This is a genomic window from Bacteroides sp. QWL-09, assembly GCF_058683585.1.
In genome coordinates this window covers 170390-190642 of sequence record NZ_CM178748.1, presented here as the reverse complement: position 1 = coordinate 190642, position 20253 = coordinate 170390, and the positions used below count along the sequence as shown (strand labels likewise).

At 40.1% G+C, this 20253-nt stretch carries 16 protein-coding genes and 1 other RNA gene; 5 read left to right on the top strand and 12 right to left on the bottom strand.

All coding sequences use genetic code 11. The features are described 5' to 3' along the window. Positions 1-5: 5 nt before the first annotated feature. From hisC to AC4PG5_RS00790, 5 genes are all read right to left on the bottom strand, one after another. Entirely contained in the window at positions 6-1055 is a 1050-nt protein-coding gene (gene hisC, locus AC4PG5_RS00810; RefSeq protein ID WP_492030655.1) for a histidinol-phosphate transaminase, read from the bottom strand. Further along, positions 1055-2362 (bottom strand): histidinol dehydrogenase, encoded by a 1308-nt coding sequence (gene hisD, locus AC4PG5_RS00805; protein WP_492029605.1) that lies wholly within the window; start codon positions 2360-2362, stop codon positions 1055-1057. Before hisD ends, hisC begins: the two co-directional genes overlap by 1 nt. Positions 2363-2383: 21 nt before the next feature. Beyond that, positions 2384-3235, bottom strand: coding sequence for an ATP phosphoribosyltransferase (gene hisG / locus AC4PG5_RS00800; protein ID WP_492029604.1), 852 nt, complete (start codon positions 3233-3235; stop codon positions 2384-2386). Positions 3236-3483: 248 nt separating this feature from the next. Beyond that, complete coding sequence (locus tag AC4PG5_RS00795) at positions 3484-3975, bottom strand: PaaI family thioesterase (protein WP_492029603.1); 492 nt, start codon at positions 3973-3975, stop codon at positions 3484-3486. An 87-nt stretch (positions 3976-4062) separates the two neighbouring features. After that, positions 4063-5961, bottom strand: coding sequence for a fimbrillin family protein (locus AC4PG5_RS00790; RefSeq protein ID WP_492029602.1), 1899 nt, complete (start codon positions 5959-5961; stop codon positions 4063-4065). Between the two features lie 238 nt (positions 5962-6199). Between AC4PG5_RS00790 and tnaA the strand changes: the two genes are divergently transcribed. Continuing rightward, the gene (tnaA, locus tag AC4PG5_RS00785; RefSeq protein WP_492029601.1) at positions 6200-7573 is read left to right on the top strand and encodes a tryptophanase TnaA; all 1374 of its coding nucleotides are present in this window, start codon (positions 6200-6202) and stop codon (positions 7571-7573) included. A 158-nt stretch (positions 7574-7731) separates the two neighbouring features. On the opposite strand, the gene AC4PG5_RS00780 is transcribed toward tnaA, so the two are convergent. The 5 genes from AC4PG5_RS00780 to AC4PG5_RS00760 form a co-directional block, all read right to left on the bottom strand. After that, complete coding sequence (locus AC4PG5_RS00780; RefSeq protein WP_492029600.1) at positions 7732-8136, bottom strand: hypothetical protein; 405 nt, start codon at positions 8134-8136, stop codon at positions 7732-7734. Positions 8137-8242: 106 nt separating this feature from the next. Next, complete coding sequence (locus AC4PG5_RS00775) at positions 8243-9103, bottom strand: sigma-70 family RNA polymerase sigma factor (protein ID WP_492029599.1); 861 nt, start codon at positions 9101-9103, stop codon at positions 8243-8245. A gap of 205 nt (positions 9104-9308) precedes the next feature. Continuing rightward, the gene (locus AC4PG5_RS00770) at positions 9309-10805 is read right to left on the bottom strand and encodes a Do family serine endopeptidase (protein WP_492029598.1); all 1497 of its coding nucleotides are present in this window, start codon (positions 10803-10805) and stop codon (positions 9309-9311) included. A gap of 216 nt (positions 10806-11021) precedes the next feature. Next, positions 11022-12173 carry a dipeptide epimerase gene (locus tag AC4PG5_RS00765; RefSeq protein WP_492029597.1) on the bottom strand — a complete coding sequence of 384 codons (1152 nt, stop codon included), beginning with the start codon at positions 12171-12173 and terminating at the stop codon, positions 11022-11024. A 28-nt stretch (positions 12174-12201) separates the two neighbouring features. After that, the gene (locus AC4PG5_RS00760) at positions 12202-13185 is read right to left on the bottom strand and encodes a C40 family peptidase (RefSeq protein ID WP_492029596.1); all 984 of its coding nucleotides are present in this window, start codon (positions 13183-13185) and stop codon (positions 12202-12204) included. A gap of 98 nt (positions 13186-13283) precedes the next feature. On the opposite strand from AC4PG5_RS00760, the gene rnpB reads away from it, so the two are divergent. Together rnpB and AC4PG5_RS00750 are read left to right on the top strand one after the other, a co-directional pair. Further along, positions 13284-13637, top strand: an RNA gene (rnpB, locus tag AC4PG5_RS00755) — RNase P RNA component class A. Between the two features lie 19 nt (positions 13638-13656). Next, positions 13657-14976, top strand: coding sequence for a YihY/virulence factor BrkB family protein (locus tag AC4PG5_RS00750; protein ID WP_492030654.1), 1320 nt, complete (start codon positions 13657-13659; stop codon positions 14974-14976). 400 nt (positions 14977-15376) lie between these two features. On the opposite strand, the gene AC4PG5_RS00745 is transcribed toward AC4PG5_RS00750, so the two are convergent. Together AC4PG5_RS00745 and AC4PG5_RS00740 are read right to left on the bottom strand one after the other, a co-directional pair. After that, on the bottom strand, positions 15377-15922 hold the full coding sequence (locus AC4PG5_RS00745) for a nitroreductase family protein (protein WP_492030653.1): 546 nt from the start codon (positions 15920-15922) through the stop codon (positions 15377-15379). A gap of 4 nt (positions 15923-15926) precedes the next feature. Beyond that, on the bottom strand, positions 15927-16529 hold the full coding sequence (locus AC4PG5_RS00740; protein ID WP_492029595.1) for a riboflavin synthase: 603 nt from the start codon (positions 16527-16529) through the stop codon (positions 15927-15929). A 489-nt stretch (positions 16530-17018) separates the two neighbouring features. Between AC4PG5_RS00740 and AC4PG5_RS00735 the strand changes: the two genes are divergently transcribed. Beyond that, positions 17019-18758 (top strand): glutamine--tRNA ligase/YqeY domain fusion protein, encoded by a 1740-nt coding sequence (locus AC4PG5_RS00735; RefSeq protein ID WP_492029594.1) that lies wholly within the window; start codon positions 17019-17021, stop codon positions 18756-18758. 72 nt (positions 18759-18830) lie between these two features. Continuing rightward, complete coding sequence (locus AC4PG5_RS00730; protein ID WP_492029593.1) at positions 18831-20243, top strand: tetratricopeptide repeat protein; 1413 nt, start codon at positions 18831-18833, stop codon at positions 20241-20243. Positions 20244-20253: the final 10 nt, after the last annotated feature.

Here is a 20253-nt window from a genome sequence, read left to right as displayed (position 1 = left end):
TTTTCCTATTTAAATTCTTCGACATATTTTGTTAAAGCCTCAATCAAGCATACATTCTCGTCATGAGTCCCCACCGAGACACGTAGACAACCTTCACATAAAGTGACCGAATGACGATTCCGAACAATGATTCCCGACTCCACCAAATACTGATAAATGGCAGAGGCATTGGTAACACGAACCAACAAAAAGTTAGCATCCGACGGAAAGATCTTCACGACACAACTTAACGTTTGAAAAGCCGTTTCAAGATACTCCCTCTCCTCCTTCAGTTGTTTTACCCAACGTTCTACCTCGTCGTACTTCTGTAAGATCTCCAACGCCTGTTCTTGAGTCAGCAGATTCACATTATACGGATATTTCACTTTGTTCAAAAGTGAAATAATCTCTTCCGAGGCAAAAGCCATTCCCAAACGTATTCCGGCACATCCCCACGCTTTAGAGAATGTCTGCAACACCACCAGATTGGGGTAGTTATTTAATTCCGCTAGAAAAGAAGGAGCATCCGAGAAGTCACTATAGGCTTCATCTAAAACCACCAACCCTTGAAAAGTAGTTAAGAGTTGCTCTATTTCCGAACGTAACAAGTTATTTCCGGTTGGATTGTTCGGAGAACAGAGAAAGATCAACTTTGTTCTCTCATCGGCAGCCTTCAATAAATCGGCGGCTGAAAACTGAAACTCAGAGTTAAGCAAAACCTTTCGATAAGCCACATCATTAACCTCAGCACACACCCGATACATACCATAAGTGGGTTCGATAGCCACCACGTTATCCTTACCCGGTTCGCAAAAGACACGATACAAGAGGTCGATCGCCTCATCGCTACCATTTCCCAAGAAGATTGTCTCAGGACATGCTCCCTTAATGCGTCCAATCTCTCGCTTCAAATCCCTTTGTAAAGGATCCGGGTAACGGTTATGAGGCGTGTTATAAGGGTTCTCGTTCGCATCAAGAAAGACCGAGGCCATCCCGCCCGTATATTCATCACGGGCAGAAGAATAAGGACTTAATGCCCAAATGTTAGGGCGAACCAATGTTTCAAGTGCTTTCATCATTTTGAGCTCCTTTCCAAATCATTATTCAAGGCTTTCAATCGAATGCTGACCGCATTCTTATGCGCCTGCAACTGTTCGTTCTCGGCCATAATCTCGATCGATGGTCCAATAGTCCGAAGTCCATTGGATGAAAGTTCCTGAAAAGTAATCTTACGTATAAAACTATCAATATTCACCCCACTATAAGCGGTTGCATATCCATTAGTAGGCAATGTATGGTTCGTACCCGAAGCATAATCTCCTGCACTCTCAGGCGAGAAGGGGCCTAAGAAAACCGATCCTGCATTGATGACACGCTCTCCAATAGCCGAATAATCAGCGGTCTGTATAATCAGATGCTCAGGCGCATATCGATTGGTCAGCTCTATCGCTTCATCCATATCGTTCAACATCACCACGCAACTGTTCTCCAACGCTTTTTCAACCATCTCCTGACGCTTCAAGAATGCTTTCTGATCCTCCAACTCCTTTAATACGCCATCAATAAGTTCGCAAGAGGTGGTCACTAACATCACCTGACTATCCACTCCATGCTCCGCCTGCGACAATAAGTCGGCCGCTACAAAGGCAGGATTAGCTGACGAATCGGCCAAGACCTCTACTTCCGACGGACCGGCAGGCATATCAATCGCAACTTCCTTTAGGCTCAACCACTGCTTAGCAGCTGTGACATACTGATTGCCGGGGCCAAAGATCTTATAAACCTTAGGTACACTCTCTGTTCCATATGCCATAGCAGCAATGGCTTGTGCCCCACCAATCTTAAAGATCTGATCCACGCCAGCCAATTTTGCCGCGAATAAGATGGCAGGTGAGACTTTACCCTCCTTATTAGGAGGGGTACAGAGTATAATCTCACGACAACCGGCAATTTTGGCCGGAGTCGCCAACATCAATACGGTAGAAAACAGAGGGGCTGTTCCGCCGGGAATATACAAACCGACTTTTTCTATACCGACCGATTTCTGCCAACAAACCACACCGTCGGTCGTACTGATCGGTTGTTTATCGATCATCTGAGCGGAGTGAAACTTGGTAATATTACGATTGGCCAAAACAATAGCCGACTTTAGTTCATCATCCACCAGTTGTTCCGCTTCCTCCATCTCAGCCGATGAGACCAAAAGATCAGAGAGTTCTACTCCATCGAACTTTTTCTCATAAGCCAATACGGCTCGATCACCCTCCAAACGCACCTGCTCGATCATCGGTTTCACGATAGCAAATAGAGATTCGGTATCCATTGCCGGACGTTTCACGATTTGTTGCCAATCTTCTCGCGAAGGATATTCTATTATCTTCATACCATCCTTTCGTTTATAGGGTTAAAGAATCATTTTCTCAATAGGTAAGACTAAAATGCCCTCGGCACCAAAAGTTTTCAGTTTACCGATGATATCCCAGAAGCATTTATCGTTGAGCACGGTGTGCACAGAACACCACCCCTCCTGAGCTAGAGGCATGATAGTCGGGCTACGCATACCCGGGAGTACGCTAATAATCTCTTCCAGTTTATCTTTAGGAACATTCATTAGCACATATTTTTTGTCCTCAGCCGTCTTCACCGCATCCAAGCGGAATAACAACTCGTCTAGTATAGCTTGCTTACGAGCATCCATCTTCTTATGCCCAATCAGTAAGGCTTCCGATCGCATGACGACCTCAACCTCTTTCAAACGGTTGCTGACTAAAGTCGACCCGGAACTCACAATATCGAAGATCGCATCGGCCAGACCAATTCCGGGAGAGACTTCTACCGAACCGGTGATCACGTGAATTGCAGCATTAACGCGTTGTTCTTCCAGAAATTTCTTAAGAATGGCCGGATAGGACGTCGCAATCGTTTTACCTTTAAACCAATGCATACCGGTATATTCCACATCTTTAGGAATAGCTAGCGACAACCGACATTTACTAAAGCCAAGTCGTTTGACGATCTCCACGTCTTCGTTGCGCTCACAATATTCATTCTCACCCACGATACCCAAATCGGCTACTCCTGTCGCAACGGTCTGAGGAATATCGTCGTCTCTAAGAAATAACACTTCAAGAGGAAAATTGGATGATTGTACCAATAATGTCCGTTTTGTCGTGTTCAATTTAATGTCTGCTTCGCTGAATAATCCCATAGTCTCTTCAAAAAGACGTCCCTTTGTTTGTACTGCAATTCTTAGCATAATTCTATATTTTAAATTTAATCGTCGTCACATTTTGAAACAAAAAAAGGCTTACCGATTCGGTAAGCCTCATGTATTTTTAATCTATCTTTCGACACAATATCAAACATGCCCACCGAGTGAATCGTTAGGTAAATGATGATGATTATGTACGAATGAATACTTCATATTTTTCTTATCTTGGCGACAAATATAAACGATTTATATATAACAACAAAACATTTGATAGAATATTTTAAGTTTAACTATCAAATTAAAGGCAGAATCTCTTCCGGCTCAACATCACACTCAAGGAAAAACATCTCTTCCCGAGCCTTTTCTTGAGAGAAAGTGAAATAAGTGCAGAGTGCTTCTGTGCAGAGTTCACCATCTTTATTAAATAGTTTAGCCTCTACTAAAACGACGTTGCGCTTCACCTCTTTTATGGTAGCTTTCAGAACCACATGTGAGTCGGTAGTCATGATGGATTTGCGATAACGGGTCTCCATTTTTGAAGTCACCCCGGTTGTTTGCAACTTACGAAGAATGGTCCATGCACAGATCTCATCTAAGAGAACGGCTTGTATACCTCCATGCAGGGTATTGATCCAGCCTTGATATTCGGCAGTAGGTTTCCAGATACTGATTATTTCATCACCATCTTCGTAAAATTCCATTTTTACACCAGCCGGATTATTGGGTGCGCATCCAAAACAATTATATCCCTCAAACTCCTTCCACGGATTAATAATCTTCTTCATATCATTTTTAGTTTCGATTCTCAAACGTACGTAAAAATAATGAATTTTGATCTTATTCGTTGGAAAAACTTTATAAAGACTTACTAGCTATCTGCAAATGCAACGAATAGGATATGCCTCATCTATCTTTGCGGAAGATTCGAAGAAACCATTAGCTACCCCCTTAAAGGAGATGCTTCTCTCAGAAGCAATCCGATCATTCAAATGATCTACGGCCCAATATCCAACATATTTATTCTTATAATCTGCATAATACGTCCCCTTCTCTGTTATTAAGTGAAAACCGATAGGATGCATGCCAAACCCCGTCTCATCGAGATAATTCTTCGATGATTCTTCAGCCTCTGTAGAAAGCCAAAGACCCTCTTTCAATAAATCGGCATTATTGCAAAGGTAAAGTTTCAAGCGATTCCAATCGTCCCAAGTCGGTATAAACAATCCAGAAGGCAGCAAACCGTTACTTCCGATGAGTGAAGACGAATAAAAATGATCTTCCCCATCATCAGAAAGTAAATACCCCTTGGCTCCTACGGTTAATGAAGGCAAAAGAGGAATAGGGCTCCCATCTAAATAAGTCGATGCAGACCAATCCTCTCCCAACCAATATTGAGTTCCAATTTTAATAATTGGATATTGACGTTGTAAGCGCCCGCGGATATCCCTAAACAATTTAGCCCGAAGATAGACTTTAAGTCCCTCCCCTTGGTCGGCCAAGAATATCTGACCATCAGTATTAAAAAACAAATAATGGCCGGAAACAAGATCATCTTCCCCATGACTCAACTCACAAAAGGTATCTCCCCAAGATAGGTTGCGTCCACCATCAAAGCCCTTTCCATCCAACCGTTTCACCAATAATCCATGCTTCAAGTCAGCCTGTCCTAGCAAGTCCATCGGATAAGCCACAATAGCTTGAGATTGAATCTGATCAGAAAGGAGATATTCTTTGCAAATTTGTCCGATAACCTTACCGCCGTAAACGACCTCATAAATGCCAGAATCTCTAAAATCCAAACTCTCCACATCGATATAATCAGCTTTGTCTTGAGAATCGACATCCCAAACATCGGCTCCTTCCCAATCCACAATTCCACCTTCAATATGTGAGATCAAGCGTTCTTCGAGAGGCTTAAAGACAATCTTGACCGTACACTGTTTGCCACTCTCAAGCCATGTACTCTGAGGGATAGTACTATAATAAATCCTTCCACCTACTTCTAAATTGATGCGTTGGCCACCTTGTACTTGTTGAGGAATCAGAATGGCTTCCATTCCTATTAATGAACGTTTAGCTTCATCCCAGATCCATTGTCCATGAGGGAAAATAGTCGATTGACGAGTCCAACCGGAGAAGGTCTTCGTTAGGAAATCATAAGATGCTTTTGTGTAACATCCACTTATAGAAATAAATGGGGATTTTTCTCTTAATAGTCGTGCCTCTAACCCATCAGCAAGTTCGATCATCACCTTCATTTTTGAAAATTGATGAAAATAAGACAACTTAACAGACTGATCGGTTGGAGCAACCGCTTTTTGAGTGGCAACCAGAAAATTCGATTGATAGAAATGTTTGGTCGACCTTTGATCGGGTTCGACTCCAACTTCCAACGTCGTTTGATTTGCCTCCAAATGAACGTCTCGATAAGGGAAATAACTCATCACATCAAGAGCTACATCTCCTTCAGGATAGAAAACATCAGTAGTAGCAGTAAAGGCATTCAATGCAGAAGAATAGCAAAAGCACCGATTATCAATGTAACGTTGAGCGTTGAAATCACCAGGAGAAATTACAGCAAAAATACCCACAGAATCACCTTCTGAAAAGGAATTTTCTTGTAAACGAGTTTGAGAAGCTGCGCAAATATCGGCGGTAAACAGAAATGGAGTTGTTCCGGGCAACAATTGCTCATCATCGTCAGGAGTAACATAAACACATGATACAAATAAAAAAAGCATCAAGCTCAAATTAAAAAAAGGTGTTTTCATAATAGTAGTTTTTTTAATCATACTATAACCTAATTCTACAGAGGAGCATAAGAGGAAGTAAACGCTTTCAGTTATGTAGCAGAGCGAACGGGTAATATTTTAATACAAATGCAAATATAATAATATTTCAACACAAACAAATCTCAGAGGATAAAAAAATATCAAAAAGTTATTTCTTTGTTTTATAATTATAAAAAAATAGCCTAAATTAGGGCACAATAACTTAAATAATACGATAATGAAATTACCTTTTGCCGAATCCTGGAAAATCAAGATGGTTGAGCCCATCCGAAAAAGCACTCGTGAAGAACGGGAACAATGGATAAAAGAAGCACACTACAATGTCTTTCAACTCAAATCTGAGCAAGTATACATCGACTTAATCACAGACTCGGGAACGGGCGCTATGAGTGATCGTCAATGGGCAGGCATTATGTTGGGGGACGAAAGCTATGCCGGCGCTAGTTCGTTTTTCAGTTTGAAAGACACGATTACCCGTCTCACAGGTTTTGAATATATTATTCCAACACATCAAGGTCGTGCAGCCGAGAATGTTCTATTTTCTTACCTCGTACACGAAGGAGATATTGTTCCTGGAAATTCCCACTTCGATACTACTAAAGGACACATCGAAGGACGACACGCTATTGCACTAGACTGCACCATTGACGAGGCCAAACAAACTCAACTCGAAATTCCATTCAAAGGTAATGTTGACCCCCAAAAGTTAGAAGATGCTTTAAAAAAATATGATAAGAAAATCCCATTTATCATCGTGACGATTACGAACAACACAGCCGGTGGACAACCTGTATCTATGCAAAACTTACGCGAAGTACGTGCACTAGCCGATCAGTATCAGAAACCGGTATTGTTTGATTCTGCCCGTTTTGCAGAAAACGCATATTTCATCAAAACGAGAGAAGAAGGCTATGCCGATAAGACTATCAAAGAAATCACCCGTGAAATGTTCGATCTCGCAGACGGCATGACCATGAGTGCAAAGAAAGACGGCGTTGTCAACATGGGAGGTTTCATTGCTACTAGAAAACAGGATTGGTACGACGGTTCAAAAGGATTCTGTGTTCAGTTTGAGGGTTATCTCACTTACGGAGGTATGAACGGGCGTGACATGAATGCCTTAGCTATAGGATTAGACGAGAATACGGAGTTCGACAATTTGGAGACTCGTATCAAACAGGTGGAATATCTCGCTCAAAAACTCGACGAATATGGGATACCTTACCAACGTCCGGCAGGCGGACATGCAATTTTCGTAGATGCTCCTAAAGTTCTGACTCATGTTCCTAAAGAAGAATTCCCTGCACAAACACTAACCGTAGAACTTTACTTAGAAGCCGGAATTCGTGGATGTGAAATTGGGTATCTCTTGGCCGATAGAGATCCGGTGACCCGAGAAAACCGTTTCAATGGACTCGATCTTCTTCGCCTCGCGATTCCAAGACGCGTGTATACCAACAACCATATGGACGTTATTGCAGCAGCTTTAAGAAATGTATACGAACGTAGAGAATCCATTACCCACGGTGTACGTATCGCATGGGAAGCCCCTCTAATGCGCCACTTCACAGTACAACTTGAACGATTATAAAAGCAATCAACAAAAACTAAGTAAATCAGACCAAAAGTTTGGTTCTTAAATAAAAAGATCCCTCATTCGACTCTTTCCTATCGATTATTTGAAAGAGTAAATGAGGGATCTATATTTTAATCAGTATCGAAAGTTCTACAATAATCTTATAGCAGAAACTACTCAACAACAGGTTTTACAAAACGGAAATCTTTAGATTCAATCAGTTTTAAAGTCAGACCCTTATTTTTTCTATATTTATTCAAAAGAGACTCTCTCTCTTTCTCCAATTTACTTTTCTTATCTGAAAAATAAATCATGCTCGTACTCGTCTTTTGGTAGCCCACACCCTCCACAAAGTTCTTGAGCTGGTAACTATACAAATCACGATTAGGAAGAAAATCGGTTTTGGTCAATTTGACACTATCCAATATTTGAATATCGGTATAACAAACTACCGTATCGGTAAATGAAGCTGAGAGTCCAAATGCATACACGATCTTAGGATCATCTTTTTTTGCAGAAAATGCCGTACAAAGAACAAACATCGATAATACGGTCAATACAGACTTTATATATTTCATAATTAATCTATTATATTAACGGCAAAGATAAAAAAAAAACGGTTATCCACGCAAAGATAAACCGTTTTTATATTTTCTTAAAATGTCGGAAATTAATACATCCTACTTATCCCAAGTACGATTTGAGCAATTTACTACGATTACTAGCTCTTAATCTTCTGATTGCTTTTTCCTTAATCTGGCGGACACGCTCACGTGTGAGTCCAAATTTGTCGCCGATTTCTTCCAATGTCATTTCTTGTTGTCCGATACCGAAAAACATCTGTATGATTTCTTTTTCCCTATCGGTTAACGTAGAAAGAGCTCTATCAATTTCCCTAGCAAGAGACTCGTTAACAAGAGAACGGTCTGCCATAGGCGAATCGTCATTCACCAATACATCTAGCAAACTATTATCTTCACCTTCAACAAATGGGGCATCTACCGAGATATGACGTCCGGATACTTTTAACGTATCAGAAATCTTATCCACCGGTATTTCCAGCTCATCTGCCAATTCTTCAGGAGACGGACGACGTTCATTTTCTTGTTCGAATTTAGAAAAGGCCTTACTAATTTTATTCAAAGACCCTACTTGATTCAATGGAAGACGAACGATACGTGATTGCTCGGCTAAAGCCTGCAAAATAGATTGGCGAATCCACCAAACAGCGTAACTGATAAATTTAAATCCACGTGTTTCATCAAACTTTTCGGCAGCTTTAATCAGTCCTAGATTCCCTTCATTAATCAAGTCGGGCAAACTCAAACCCTGGTTTTGGTACTGCTTAGCTACAGATACTACGAAACGCAGATTCGCACGTGTTAATTTTTCCAACGCCACACGATCTCCTTTACGAATGCGTTGAGCAAGTTCTACCTCTTCTTCTACAGTAATCAAGTCCTCACGACCTATTTCCTGCAAATATTTGTCAAGAGAAGCGCTTTCTCTGTTAGTGATACTTTTGGTAATCTTTAATTGTCTCATTCTTAAAAACAGATTTGGAGTGCAAAGTTACTACATTTTATCCGTATAAAACTATTTTCAACTTACTTTTTTTTGCAAGAAGTTCTCAATAGAACATTAAAAGGGGTGCCGATCATCACATAGCCGACACCCTTTTTAAAATCATTATCCCACTAATCATCTTTTCACCTTAAAACATCTAAAAAACTAAATACCTATATATTGTTTAATCTTGGGTCAAGTCAACGGCAAAATAGCCTCTCTTTCCTGAAGGGAATACTCCGGTGAGGAATAACACCTGATTAGGAGATTTCACTGCTTCTTTCATTACGGTCTCCAGATCACTAGCTTTACGCATCACTTGATTGTTAGCTTTAAGAATAATAAATCCTTTTCTTATTCCGGCATCAGCCATTTTACCAGAAGTAACACCGGTCACTTGCAATCCATAACCTAAATTCAACTGTTTTTTCAAATCATCCGGTAATTCTCTAAAAGCAGCTCCAAGAATATCCATACCTGCTTCTTTAACAATCTTAGTATTACCTTGTTCATTCTTTAAGGTGATTTCTATGATTTTTTCCTTTTTATTACGGATTATTTTCACTTTAACCTTATCACCCGGACGATGTTTAGCTATAGCCTCTTGTAAATCGGCCATATTTTTCACAACCTTATTGTCCAAACCAACAATAACATCATCGACTTTAATATCTGCACCGGAGGCCGATCCACCGTCGATAACTTCAGCAACCAAGACCCCTTCAACAACCCCTAGTTCTTTAACTTTCTTCTTCAATTCATCACTAAACTGTTCGTCGGTCAGCGATCCTCCTCGAATACCCAACAACGCACGTTGCACCGTGCCATATTGTTTAAGGTCGGAAATCACTTTAGTCATAATACTGGTCGGAATAGCAAAACCATAACCGGCATAAGCACCTGTTGGAGAAGATAACACAGAATTTATACCCACCAATTCTCCCCTAGCATTCACCAAAGCGCCACCGCTATTACCTTGATTAATGGCCGCATCGGTCTGTATGAACGATTCGATACCTCCATTATAAACACCTAACGTACGGGCTTTAGCACTCACAATACCGGCTGTTACCGTAGAAGTCAAGTTAAATGGATTACCCACAGCTAAAACCCATTCTCCTACTTTTAACGCATCGGAATCACCTACCGGAACCGTAGGAAGATCATCAGCCTCTATTTTAATCAAAGCCAAATCCGTACTAGGATCCGCCCCAATAACTCGCCCTTTAAATTCACGGTTATCGTTCAATTTCACACTAATATCATCAGCCCCATCAATCACATGATTATTCGTTACAATATACCCGTCTTGTGAGATAATCACTCCGGAACCAAAACCAACACGAGGTTGACGCTGTTGGCGACGACCATCTCCGAAAAAGAAATCAAAAATATCAGGCGCTTGTCGATCAACGGTTTGATTAGAAACGCCTTGCGTTGATTTAATATGAACGACCGCATGAAGGGAACTTTCTGCTGCCCCTGTTAAGTCAATCGGTTGGGCATTAACGCCACTATAAGACGCAAGATTTAAATTTGGATTCTGCTTGAATAAATCATTGAACGAAGCATTCGTTGGTTCTTCTGCTTTCAACATCTTATAAGTGGTCAATCCTGCCACCCCCGAACTGAGAAGAACGATAGCTGCAACTCCCAAAATGTTCTTTGTTGTCTGTTTCATGATTATAATTCTTTTAAATGTTAATATTCAATCGTGTTTAACTTATATGACGTTAAAATAATAACATTATCAGCATGGATGTTTTATTGCTATTGATTTTTTGTTCTCTTTTAACAATGAATAAATTACACTTAACAGCGCTTAACGTCAAATCCTCTTTTTTTTACATTCATTACACATTGACCTATTTAACAAATCAACAATTCCAAAATTCTTTCAAATTCTCACGACACCAATACCCGGTAAATCAGTCAATGTCACTTTTCCATTAATCACTTCCATCCCCTTAAACCGATCGTTGGAGATCAATAAATTACCATCTAAATCCGCAAAATCGACCAGAGGTGAAAGTTGAGCCGCGGCAGAGACCGCACAAGAGGTTTCAGTCATACATCCAATCATCACCCGCATCCCCAAAGCACGACCCAAAGTCAGCATTTTCCAAGCCTCACGCATCCCACCACATTTCATCAGTTTAATATTAATCCCACTAAAAGCACCTTTAAGAGGGAGTACATCACTTAAACGTTGCAAAGACTCATCGGCAAAGACAGGCAAAGGACTATGCTGAGTCACCCAAGCTGTATCATCGAGTTGTTCTTTAGGCATAGGCTGCTCAATCATCACAATCCCTTGTTCTTTTAACCAATAGATCATATCCAGCGCTTGTTGACGATCATGCCACCCTTGATTCGCATCAATCGCTAAAGGCAAATCAGTCACCGATCGTATCGTCTTTATAATCTCCTTATCATTATCCCGGCCCAATTTAACTTTTAAGATATTAAATTGATCGGCACACTCTTTCGTTTTCGAACGAATCATATCCGGAGTATCAATACCAATCGTAAATGTGGTAGATGGAGTATGCAACTTATTAAGTCCCCAGATTTTATACCAAGGCTGCCCCATCAATTTCCCCACCAAGTCGTGAAGAGCAATATCAATAGCTGCTTTAGCCGCCGTATCACCAGTCGACAAACCATCAACATAAGCAAGAATATCTTCTATTTGAAAAGGATCTGAAAACTGATCCAATCGAACTTTTCCTAGAAAACTCATGACTGTATCCACCGTTTGCCCCAAATATGGAGGCATGGAAGCCTCACCATACCCAGTCACCCCATCGTATTCAATCTCAACTTGAACATCCGGAGTCGTCTTACGAGAATAACTCGCTACCGTAAATACATGTTTCAGGTTTAACTCATAAGGGAAGAAAGTCAGTTTCATCTTCTTATTCAAACCCGATGAGTGGACTGCAAATAAAGACGGAGAGGAAGTACGACTCAAGGCCTCATCGACCAGCAATCCCGAGCCAGCCACAACAAAGGCTGCCTTTTTTAAAAAAGCTCTTCTTGTTGACATTCCGTGTGTGTTTTAAATGTAATAGTATTTATGGCTTATAAAAAGGATGATGATCTGTAGTCGTTATTTCTTCGCACTTATTAATAAAAGGAAGAATACGTGTTGCAAATAGCCGCCTTTTCGTATTGTAATCATCATAATCGGAATCATTAGAAGAGAAACTGTTGACATGCACATCTCCCAATGAATGGATAAACTTATGCTTCCCAATATAAATACCAACATGAGAAACAGACTCTTTTTTATCAGCAGTAGCCGGACGACCAAAAAAGACTAAATCGCCAGGCTGTAGATTTTCATCATGATCTCCAAACTCAATACGCTTCCCGACATAAGCCTGTTGTGAAGCATCACGAGGAATGATAATATCATGCATAAACAAAACCGTACGGACAAATCCACTACAGTCAACCCCTTTAGATGACGTTCCGGCCCAAAGGTAAGGCACCCCCATCAGCGAATAAGCCGTGCGAATAATACTCTCGGCATCAGACTTCAATCCTAAGCGCCAAACATTCTCCGGTTGAGAAATAGTCCGACTAATATACCCCAGACGCCCGTCAGGGTAAGATACTTTATAAAAATCGCCCGATGTCCCTTCCCACTTCAGACGGTTACCCGCCACAACATCCGATACCGTTTGTGTGGAAATATCAGGTTGACTATAAACAAATCCATAATGTGCAGTCACCACAATTTTCTCTGCCGCATTCCAAGCGTCAAATTGTAGTTTATTCATGGGTTGAATCGTCATACGATGCACCCATCCCCTGTAAGTATCGGGCGTTTGTATGTTATACCACCCATTAAATTCAGATATTTTAATCGGCATTCCCAACAACGCTTGAGTAATCATCCCGGATGTAAATTTGCCTTCATCTCGCAAATTACAAACAGAAACGTTTACAACGCCATAACCAGGATTCTCAGGAGAAAGGCCAATTCCCCAAACCTTTAGAGGCCCTAAAAGAGCACTAAACAGCAAGCCGATTAAAACTATTTTTTTTCTCATAAAGCACTTATTTTAAACCAACAAAGATATTAAAATATTCGATTATTAGGAGAAAGTATAGCAAAAACAAAATAATTGACGTACTTTTGCAACTTAAAGCAGTCGCCCGGTCTGTCGCGTGTTGAAAAACAGGAGGAAAGTCCGGGCAACATAGAGCACCCTACTTCCTAACAGAAAGCTATCTGCGAAGGTAGAGTAACGTAGAAGAAAAAAACCGCCTTTTATAAAGGTAAGGATGAGAAGGTGAGGTAAGAGCTCACCAGTCGTATGGTGACATACGGGCTGTGCGTCTTAGGGGTTGTAAGGTCATGTATACCGGCATTAATAGAGCTGCTCGCTCGACGTCGGAGGGTAGACCGCTAAAGTGACTTGGTGACATTTCACTCAGATAAATGACAGACACTTAGAATCTTTTTTAAGTACAGAACTCGGCTTATAGGGCGACTGCTTTTTCTCAATAAACCTAAGATGATGAAAAAAAAACTGGCCGACATTTGGAAATTTCTGACCTATGATATCTGGCGCATTACAGAAAACGAGGTCAACCAACGGACATTTTCTATTTACAACATCATTAAAACCATCTATCTTAGCATTAGTCGGTTTAATAAAGACCGAATCATCAACAAGGCTTCGGCCCTGACTTACAGCACCCTATTAGCCATCGTACCGATTTTGGCCATTCTTTTTGCCATCGCTAAAGGATTCGGGTTCTCAAACATTATGGAAAATGTTTTCCGCACTTCTTTTGCCGGAAAAACAGAAACGACCGAAACCATCCTTCAATTTGTAGATTCTTATTTATCACAAACCAAAAGTGGCGTTTTTGTCGGTGTCGGGTTAATCATGTTGCTATGGACGGTCCTCAACCTGATCAGCAGCATAGAAATCACGTTCAATCGGATTTGGGGCATTAAGAAGACGCGATCCATGTATAGAAAAGTCACAGACTATTTCTCTATGTTACTGTTAATGCCGATACTTATTGTGATCTCGGGTGGTGTTTCCATTTTCATGAGCACCATGCTCAAACAGATGGAAGATTTTGTCCTTCTTGCTCCGATTTTGAAATTCTCAATCCGACTCATTCCATTCGTTCTCACTTGGTTCATGTTTACCGGCTTATATATTTTCATGCCGAATACTAAAGTCAAGTTTAAGCACGCTTTTACTTCTGGTATTCTGGCCGGTAGCGCGTATCAAGCTTTTCAATTTCTATACATCGGCAGTCAGCTATGGGTTTCACGTTACAATGCGATATACGGTAGCTTCGCGGCACTCCCTCTTTTTCTGCTTTGGCTTCAGATATCCTGGACCATCTGTTTATTCGGGGCCGAGCTGACTTATGCCCGTCAAAACATTCGGCACTTCAGTTTCGACAAGGACACCCGAAACATCAGTCGCCGCTATCGCGACTTCATCTCCATTCTGATCATGTCACAAATCACCAAACGATTTTCGAAAGGCATGGGGCCTTATACTGCCGGACAGATTTCGGAAGACCACCACATTCCTATACGACTCACCAAGCAGATCCTTTACCAATTACAAGAGATCGGACTTATTAATGAAGTTGTCACCGATCAGAAGAGTGAAGAGATTGCCTATCAACCGTCTATCGACATCAACCAAATCAATGTCGCAGTGTTACTCGACAAGCTAGACACTTTTGGGTCGGAGAATTTCAAAATAGACAAGGACGAACAATTCAGCGATGAATGGAAGATCATAGTCGAATCCAGAGAAGAATATTATAAGAAAGCAAGTAAAGTCCTCTTGAAGGATTTATAACAATCTAAGCTTAAATAGAAGCTCGCTAAGCCTAATCTACTGCTACTGAGGTTCTATTTGTTGAGCCTTTGTTCGTGGGCTCTTCAGCCCTCGAACGAAAACCCATGGGCCCTCGAAGCAGGGCTCTTCAGCCCTCGTTCGAGGGCTCAAAAAGAGGAGCTTATCGTGCGACTAAAGGAGCTACAAGAAAAGCTAAAGCCAGTTTAAAAACGGGGTAATTCCTATGCAAAAAAACAAGTATATTTTTGGCTAAAACAACTTATAATAGGTAAAAAGAGAGAAAGCAAAAGACTCAAATTCAACCAATCCCCCCGCAAATAAAAAGAATAACTCATAAAAAAAGAAATGGAGAATCTGTCGGTTTCGCGACATATCCTCCATTAAATATAATAATCATGAGTTAATAACGATTATACGAAACGACCTTCGCTTTATCTTTTCTAGATTTTGGTCGTTTACCTTTTAAAGGATAACCGATGATCAGATCGAGAAGAAGGCGCTTTGAAGCAGGAATACCCACACATTGTTTGATTTGATCTTCATTAAACCAACCAACAATGCAAGACCCCAACCCCTCACTTTCTGCAGCCAATGCCATGTGAGCAGCCACAATGCCAATATCAATCAACGGGAAATATTTTCCTTTGACTTTGGTACCAATCATCGAAGTTAGATTAGCAGATTCTTCCACAATCAGAATATGCACGGGAGCTTCCTTAACAAACTTATTCATACCCAGGCTACTAGCCGATCGACCCACCTTATGAGCAAGATCAGGATCAGTCACCACCACAAATTTCCAAGGCTGAGCATTACAAGCCGACGGAGCCAACCGCCCCGCTTCCAGTATTCTATCGAGTTTATCCTCTTCCACCAATCGCCCTTTATCAAAAGCTCGATCGCTTTGTCTAGAAGAGACTAACTGCAAAAAGTCTTTACCATCCATCATCTTATTTATACTGAATCATTCGGCTAATATATTTTCCAATGATATCAAATTCTAAATTCACCACACTACCGATTTTGAACGTATGGAAATTTGTGTGCTCAAAAGTATATGGAATAATAGCCACTTGGAACGTTTCATCTGTCGGGTTACAAACCGTCAAACTCACTCCGTTAACCGTCACCGATCCTTTATCTACAGTGATGTATCCGCGACGAGCCATTTCCTTATCAAAGGCATACTTAAAGGTAAAATACCAACTACCTTCGGCATCCTTGATATCCACACACGTCGCCACCTGATCGACATGTCCCTGAACAATATGGCCATCCAAGCGCCCATTCATCATCATGCTACGCTCCACATTGACCTTATCTCCAATTTGCAGAAGTCCTAGGTTAGAACGTTCAAGAGTTTCCTTCATAGCCGTAACGGTATACGTATCATCGGTCAAGCTAACAACGGTTAAACACACGCCGTTATGAGAAACGCTTTGATCAATCTTGAGTTCTCCCACAAACGAACATTTAAACGTAAAATGTATATTCTCTTGATCTTTAACCAGAGAAACTAGTGTGGCATATTCTTCAACAATTCCAGAAAACATAATATTTATCATTAGTTATTACTACAAAACAATTAATCACCGTGAGCAAAGATACAAATTCAATTTGTGGAACAGAAGGGATATAAACAAAAAAAATGGAGCTTTTCACAAAGCCCCATTTTTCAGTTTTCAATAGGTATTAGTTTTTTTTAAGGTAAAAAGATTGTTTTCAGGATAACGCTGCAAATATAGAATCTTTTATTCATACCCTCCAAATAATAAAACATGTCATATAACATATTTTTAATTTACTTTGAAAATATTACCAAAAGAGCAACTAGACTTACAGCATCTAAATTCACGAACAAATATACAGTTACTCTTTGATCAAACCTAATTTTTATTAAATTATTTTTCTAAAATCAAATTAAAGAAGGGATTATTGAGCAACACAAGGGAAAACCAAAAAAACAAAAAAACCTATAGTGGTAAAATAAAAAAAAGTCCTACTTTTGTACTCTATTGTATACAAAGCTAATAATAACCATTATGACAGATATAAGAAACGAAGAAACAGGTGAGAAAAGAAGTCTAAACTTTATTGAACAAATAATAGAAAAAGACCTTAAAGAGGGGAAAAATGGAGGAAAAGTCCAAACTCGTTTCCCGCCGGAACCTAACGGTTATCTTCATATAGGACATGCAAAAGCAATCTGCATGGATTTTGGCATTGCTGAAAAATATGCAGGAACATGCAACCTTCGCTTTGATGATACAAACCCCACCAAAGAGGATGTGGAATACGTAGAAGCGATCAAAGAAGATATCCAATGGTTGGGATATCAATGGGGAAATATTTACTATGCATCCGATTATTTCCAACAACTTTGGGATTTTGCAGTTGAATTGATTAAAGAAGGTAAAGCTTATATAGACGAACAATCTTCTGAAAAAATAGCACAACAAAAAGGAACGCCTACCATCCCCGGAACAGAGAGTCCGTATCGTAACCGTCCTATCGAAGAAAGCTTAACCCTATTCAACAAGATGAATAGCGGTGAAATAGAAGAAGGAGCAATGGTACTTCGTGCTAAGATCGATATGAGCAACTCTAATATGCACTTTAGAGACCCAATCATCTATCGAGTAGTGAAGCACCCTCATCATCGCACAGGAACAACTTGGAAAGCTTATCCGATGTACGACTTCGCACATGGACAAAGTGACTTCTTTGAGGGCGTAACTCATTCTTTATGTACATTAGAGTTTGTTGTACACCGTCCGTTATACGATCTATTCATTGATTGGTTAAAGAAAGGAGAAGATCTGAACGATAATCGTCCTCGTCAGACTGAGTTTAACAAACTCAATTTGAGTTATACGCTGATGAGTAAACGCAACCTCTTGACTTTGGTTAAGGAAGGGTTGGTTAATGGTTGGGATGACCCTAGAATGCCGACGATCTCTGGTTTTAGAAGAAGAGGTTATTCTCCGGAATCTATCCATAAATTTATCAACAAGATTGGTTATACAACTTATGATGCACTTAACGACATCGCATTACTTGAAAGCGCTGTCCGCGACGACCTAAACAGTCGTTCAACACGCGTCTCAGCTGTTATCAATCCGGTAAAACTGATCATCACCAATTATCCGGAAAACCAAGTTGAATCTTTGGAAGCCATCAACAATCCTGAAGATCCGGATGCCGGCATCCACACCATTGAGTTCAGCAAAGAGTTATGGATGGAACGTGAAGATTTCATGGAAGATGCTCCTAAGAAGTATTTCCGTATGACTCTGGGCCAAGAAGTGCGCCTAAAGAACGCTTATATTGTAAAATGTACAGGCTGCAAAAAAGACGAGAATGGAAACGTCGTTGAAGTCTATTGCGAATACGATCCTAATACCCGAAGTGGAATGCCGGATGCCAACAGAAAAGTCAAAGGCACATTGCATTGGGTAAGCTGTGACCATTGTTTAAAAGCAGAAGTGCGATTGTACGACCGTTTATGGAAAGTAGAAAATCCTCGTGATGAATTGGCAGACATCCGTGAAGCCAAAGGGTGTGAAGCTTTTGAAGCAATGAAAGAGATCATCAACCCAGACTCATTAAAAGTTTTGAGCGAATGTTATGTTGAAAAGTTTGTGAAAGACCTTCCTCCTCTGTCTTATCTACAATTCCAAAGAATTGGTTATTTCAACATCGATAAAACTTCCACTGCCGAAAAACTGATCTTTAATAGAACTGTTGGACTAAAAGACACGTGGGGAAAATTAAATAAATAAGCTAGTCTTAAAATAAATTTAATGAGCCGACAGTTGATTACAGATTCTGTTGGCTCATTAATTATAGAAAGAATGAAAAATAAACCATTATCGCCTGATGACGAGACCAGTAAGCTCGTCTCAATATACGAAACAGCAAAATCGGAAAATAAATCAATCTATTTAGATAGCGACCAGTTTGTCGATATCGCCGACTTTTACCTTATCAATGACCGATTCAAAGAAGCGCAGGAAGCCATTGATTATGGGTTAAGTATACATCAAGGAAATAATGAAATACTAACAGAGCTGGCTTTCTTCTACCTTGCAACCAATCAGATTAAAAAAGCAAGAGAAATTGAATCTATCTTAACCGACACCTACAACAACGACTACATTCTTCTCAAAGCAGAATTACTCCTACGCGAGGAAAAAGTGGAAGAGGCTATTGCGTTTTTAGAAAATTACAGAACGACACAAGATCTGGATCTGATTTATTGCATTGCCGAACTTTATTCGAGGTTCGACCAAAAAGAGGAGGAGATAATATGGTTAGATAAAGGGCTTCATCTTAAAAAAGAAGACGAGGGCTTAAATGAACTACTAGCCGAATTTTATCAAGATACCGGAAACACTCAAAAAGCGATTGAACTTTATAACCTCCTAATTGACAAAGATGTCTACAACGCTGATTATTGGATGGGATTGGCAAAATGCTATTTCGATCTTTCTACATTCAACAAATGTATTGAAGCTTGTAATTTTGCATTAACTATCAATGATCAATTACTGTATGCATACATCTTACGTTCTAAATCATATACTTTTCTCGAAAATGTAGATCGGGCCATTGAGGAACTAAAGAAGGCTTTCGACTACTTGACAGATGCAGATTATCTCATCAACTATGAGATCGGGAACTTATACTTAGAGAATGAAAATTTAAGCAAGGCCTATGCTTTTTATCTGTTAGCCCAACAAAAGATTGAGAGCCGACAAGAAGATATAGAAGAAGTAGACAACCTATACAGTCAGCTTGCATTTTGTTGCGTGAATCTTGGAAAGATCGATGAAGCGAGGTCTTATTGCCAGAAAGGTAAAGCGCTTAATCCTCTAAATAAACAGATCGACTTTATAGAAGGAGAAATCTATCTGGCTGAGAAGAGAATAGAGGAAGCAAATAACCAATTTGATCGGATAAACCTCAACTTTCAAGAAAATGAATGGGCCAATATTGTAATTTTATATTTCAAATATAATTATTTTGAAGAGGGATTTGAATACCTTAATAAGATCATGAATCATTTGCCTGAAAGCCAAAGAATCGACAACGAAGGTCTTAATAGCATTTTCTTGGAACTCCTCATCCAGAAACTTCAAAATTCACCGGAAACCACTGACGAAATACAAGAACTATACGACTTAATCAAGCAGGTTGAAAACGGAGAACGCATAAGTAAAGATGATATTATTCACTTTCTAAAATTATTATCAAACTCGAACTAACACACTCATA

Excerpts from the sequence above, each read along its gene's own strand:
- hisC (WP_492030655.1), bottom strand. The coding sequence starts at position 1,055 with ATGAAAGCACTTGAAACATTGGTTCGCCCTAACATTTGGGCATTAAGT.
- hisD (WP_492029605.1), bottom strand. The coding sequence starts at position 2,362 with ATGAAGATAATAGAATATCCTTCGCGAGAAGATTGGCAACAAATCGTG.
- hisG (WP_492029604.1), bottom strand. The coding sequence starts at position 3,235 with ATGCTAAGAATTGCAGTACAAACAAAGGGACGTCTTTTTGAAGAGACT.
- AC4PG5_RS00795 (WP_492029603.1), bottom strand. The coding sequence starts at position 3,975 with ATGAAGAAGATTATTAATCCGTGGAAGGAGTTTGAGGGATATAATTGT.
- AC4PG5_RS00790 (WP_492029602.1), bottom strand. The coding sequence starts at position 5,961 with ATGAAAACACCTTTTTTTAATTTGAGCTTGATGCTTTTTTTATTTGTA.
- tnaA (WP_492029601.1), top strand. The coding sequence starts at position 6,200 with ATGAAATTACCTTTTGCCGAATCCTGGAAAATCAAGATGGTTGAGCCC.
- AC4PG5_RS00780 (WP_492029600.1), bottom strand. The coding sequence starts at position 8,136 with ATGAAATATATAAAGTCTGTATTGACCGTATTATCGATGTTTGTTCTT.
- AC4PG5_RS00775 (WP_492029599.1), bottom strand. The coding sequence starts at position 9,103 with ATGAGACAATTAAAGATTACCAAAAGTATCACTAACAGAGAAAGCGCT.
- AC4PG5_RS00770 (WP_492029598.1), bottom strand. The coding sequence starts at position 10,805 with ATGAAACAGACAACAAAGAACATTTTGGGAGTTGCAGCTATCGTTCTT.
- AC4PG5_RS00765 (WP_492029597.1), bottom strand. The coding sequence starts at position 12,173 with ATGTCAACAAGAAGAGCTTTTTTAAAAAAGGCAGCCTTTGTTGTGGCT.
- AC4PG5_RS00760 (WP_492029596.1), bottom strand. The coding sequence starts at position 13,185 with ATGAGAAAAAAAATAGTTTTAATCGGCTTGCTGTTTAGTGCTCTTTTA.
- AC4PG5_RS00750 (WP_492030654.1), top strand. The coding sequence starts at position 13,657 with ATGAAAAAAAAACTGGCCGACATTTGGAAATTTCTGACCTATGATATC.
- AC4PG5_RS00745 (WP_492030653.1), bottom strand. The coding sequence starts at position 15,922 with ATGGATGGTAAAGACTTTTTGCAGTTAGTCTCTTCTAGACAAAGCGAT.
- AC4PG5_RS00740 (WP_492029595.1), bottom strand. The coding sequence starts at position 16,529 with ATGTTTTCTGGAATTGTTGAAGAATATGCCACACTAGTTTCTCTGGTT.
- AC4PG5_RS00735 (WP_492029594.1), top strand. The coding sequence starts at position 17,019 with ATGACAGATATAAGAAACGAAGAAACAGGTGAGAAAAGAAGTCTAAAC.
- AC4PG5_RS00730 (WP_492029593.1), top strand. The coding sequence starts at position 18,831 with ATGAAAAATAAACCATTATCGCCTGATGACGAGACCAGTAAGCTCGTC.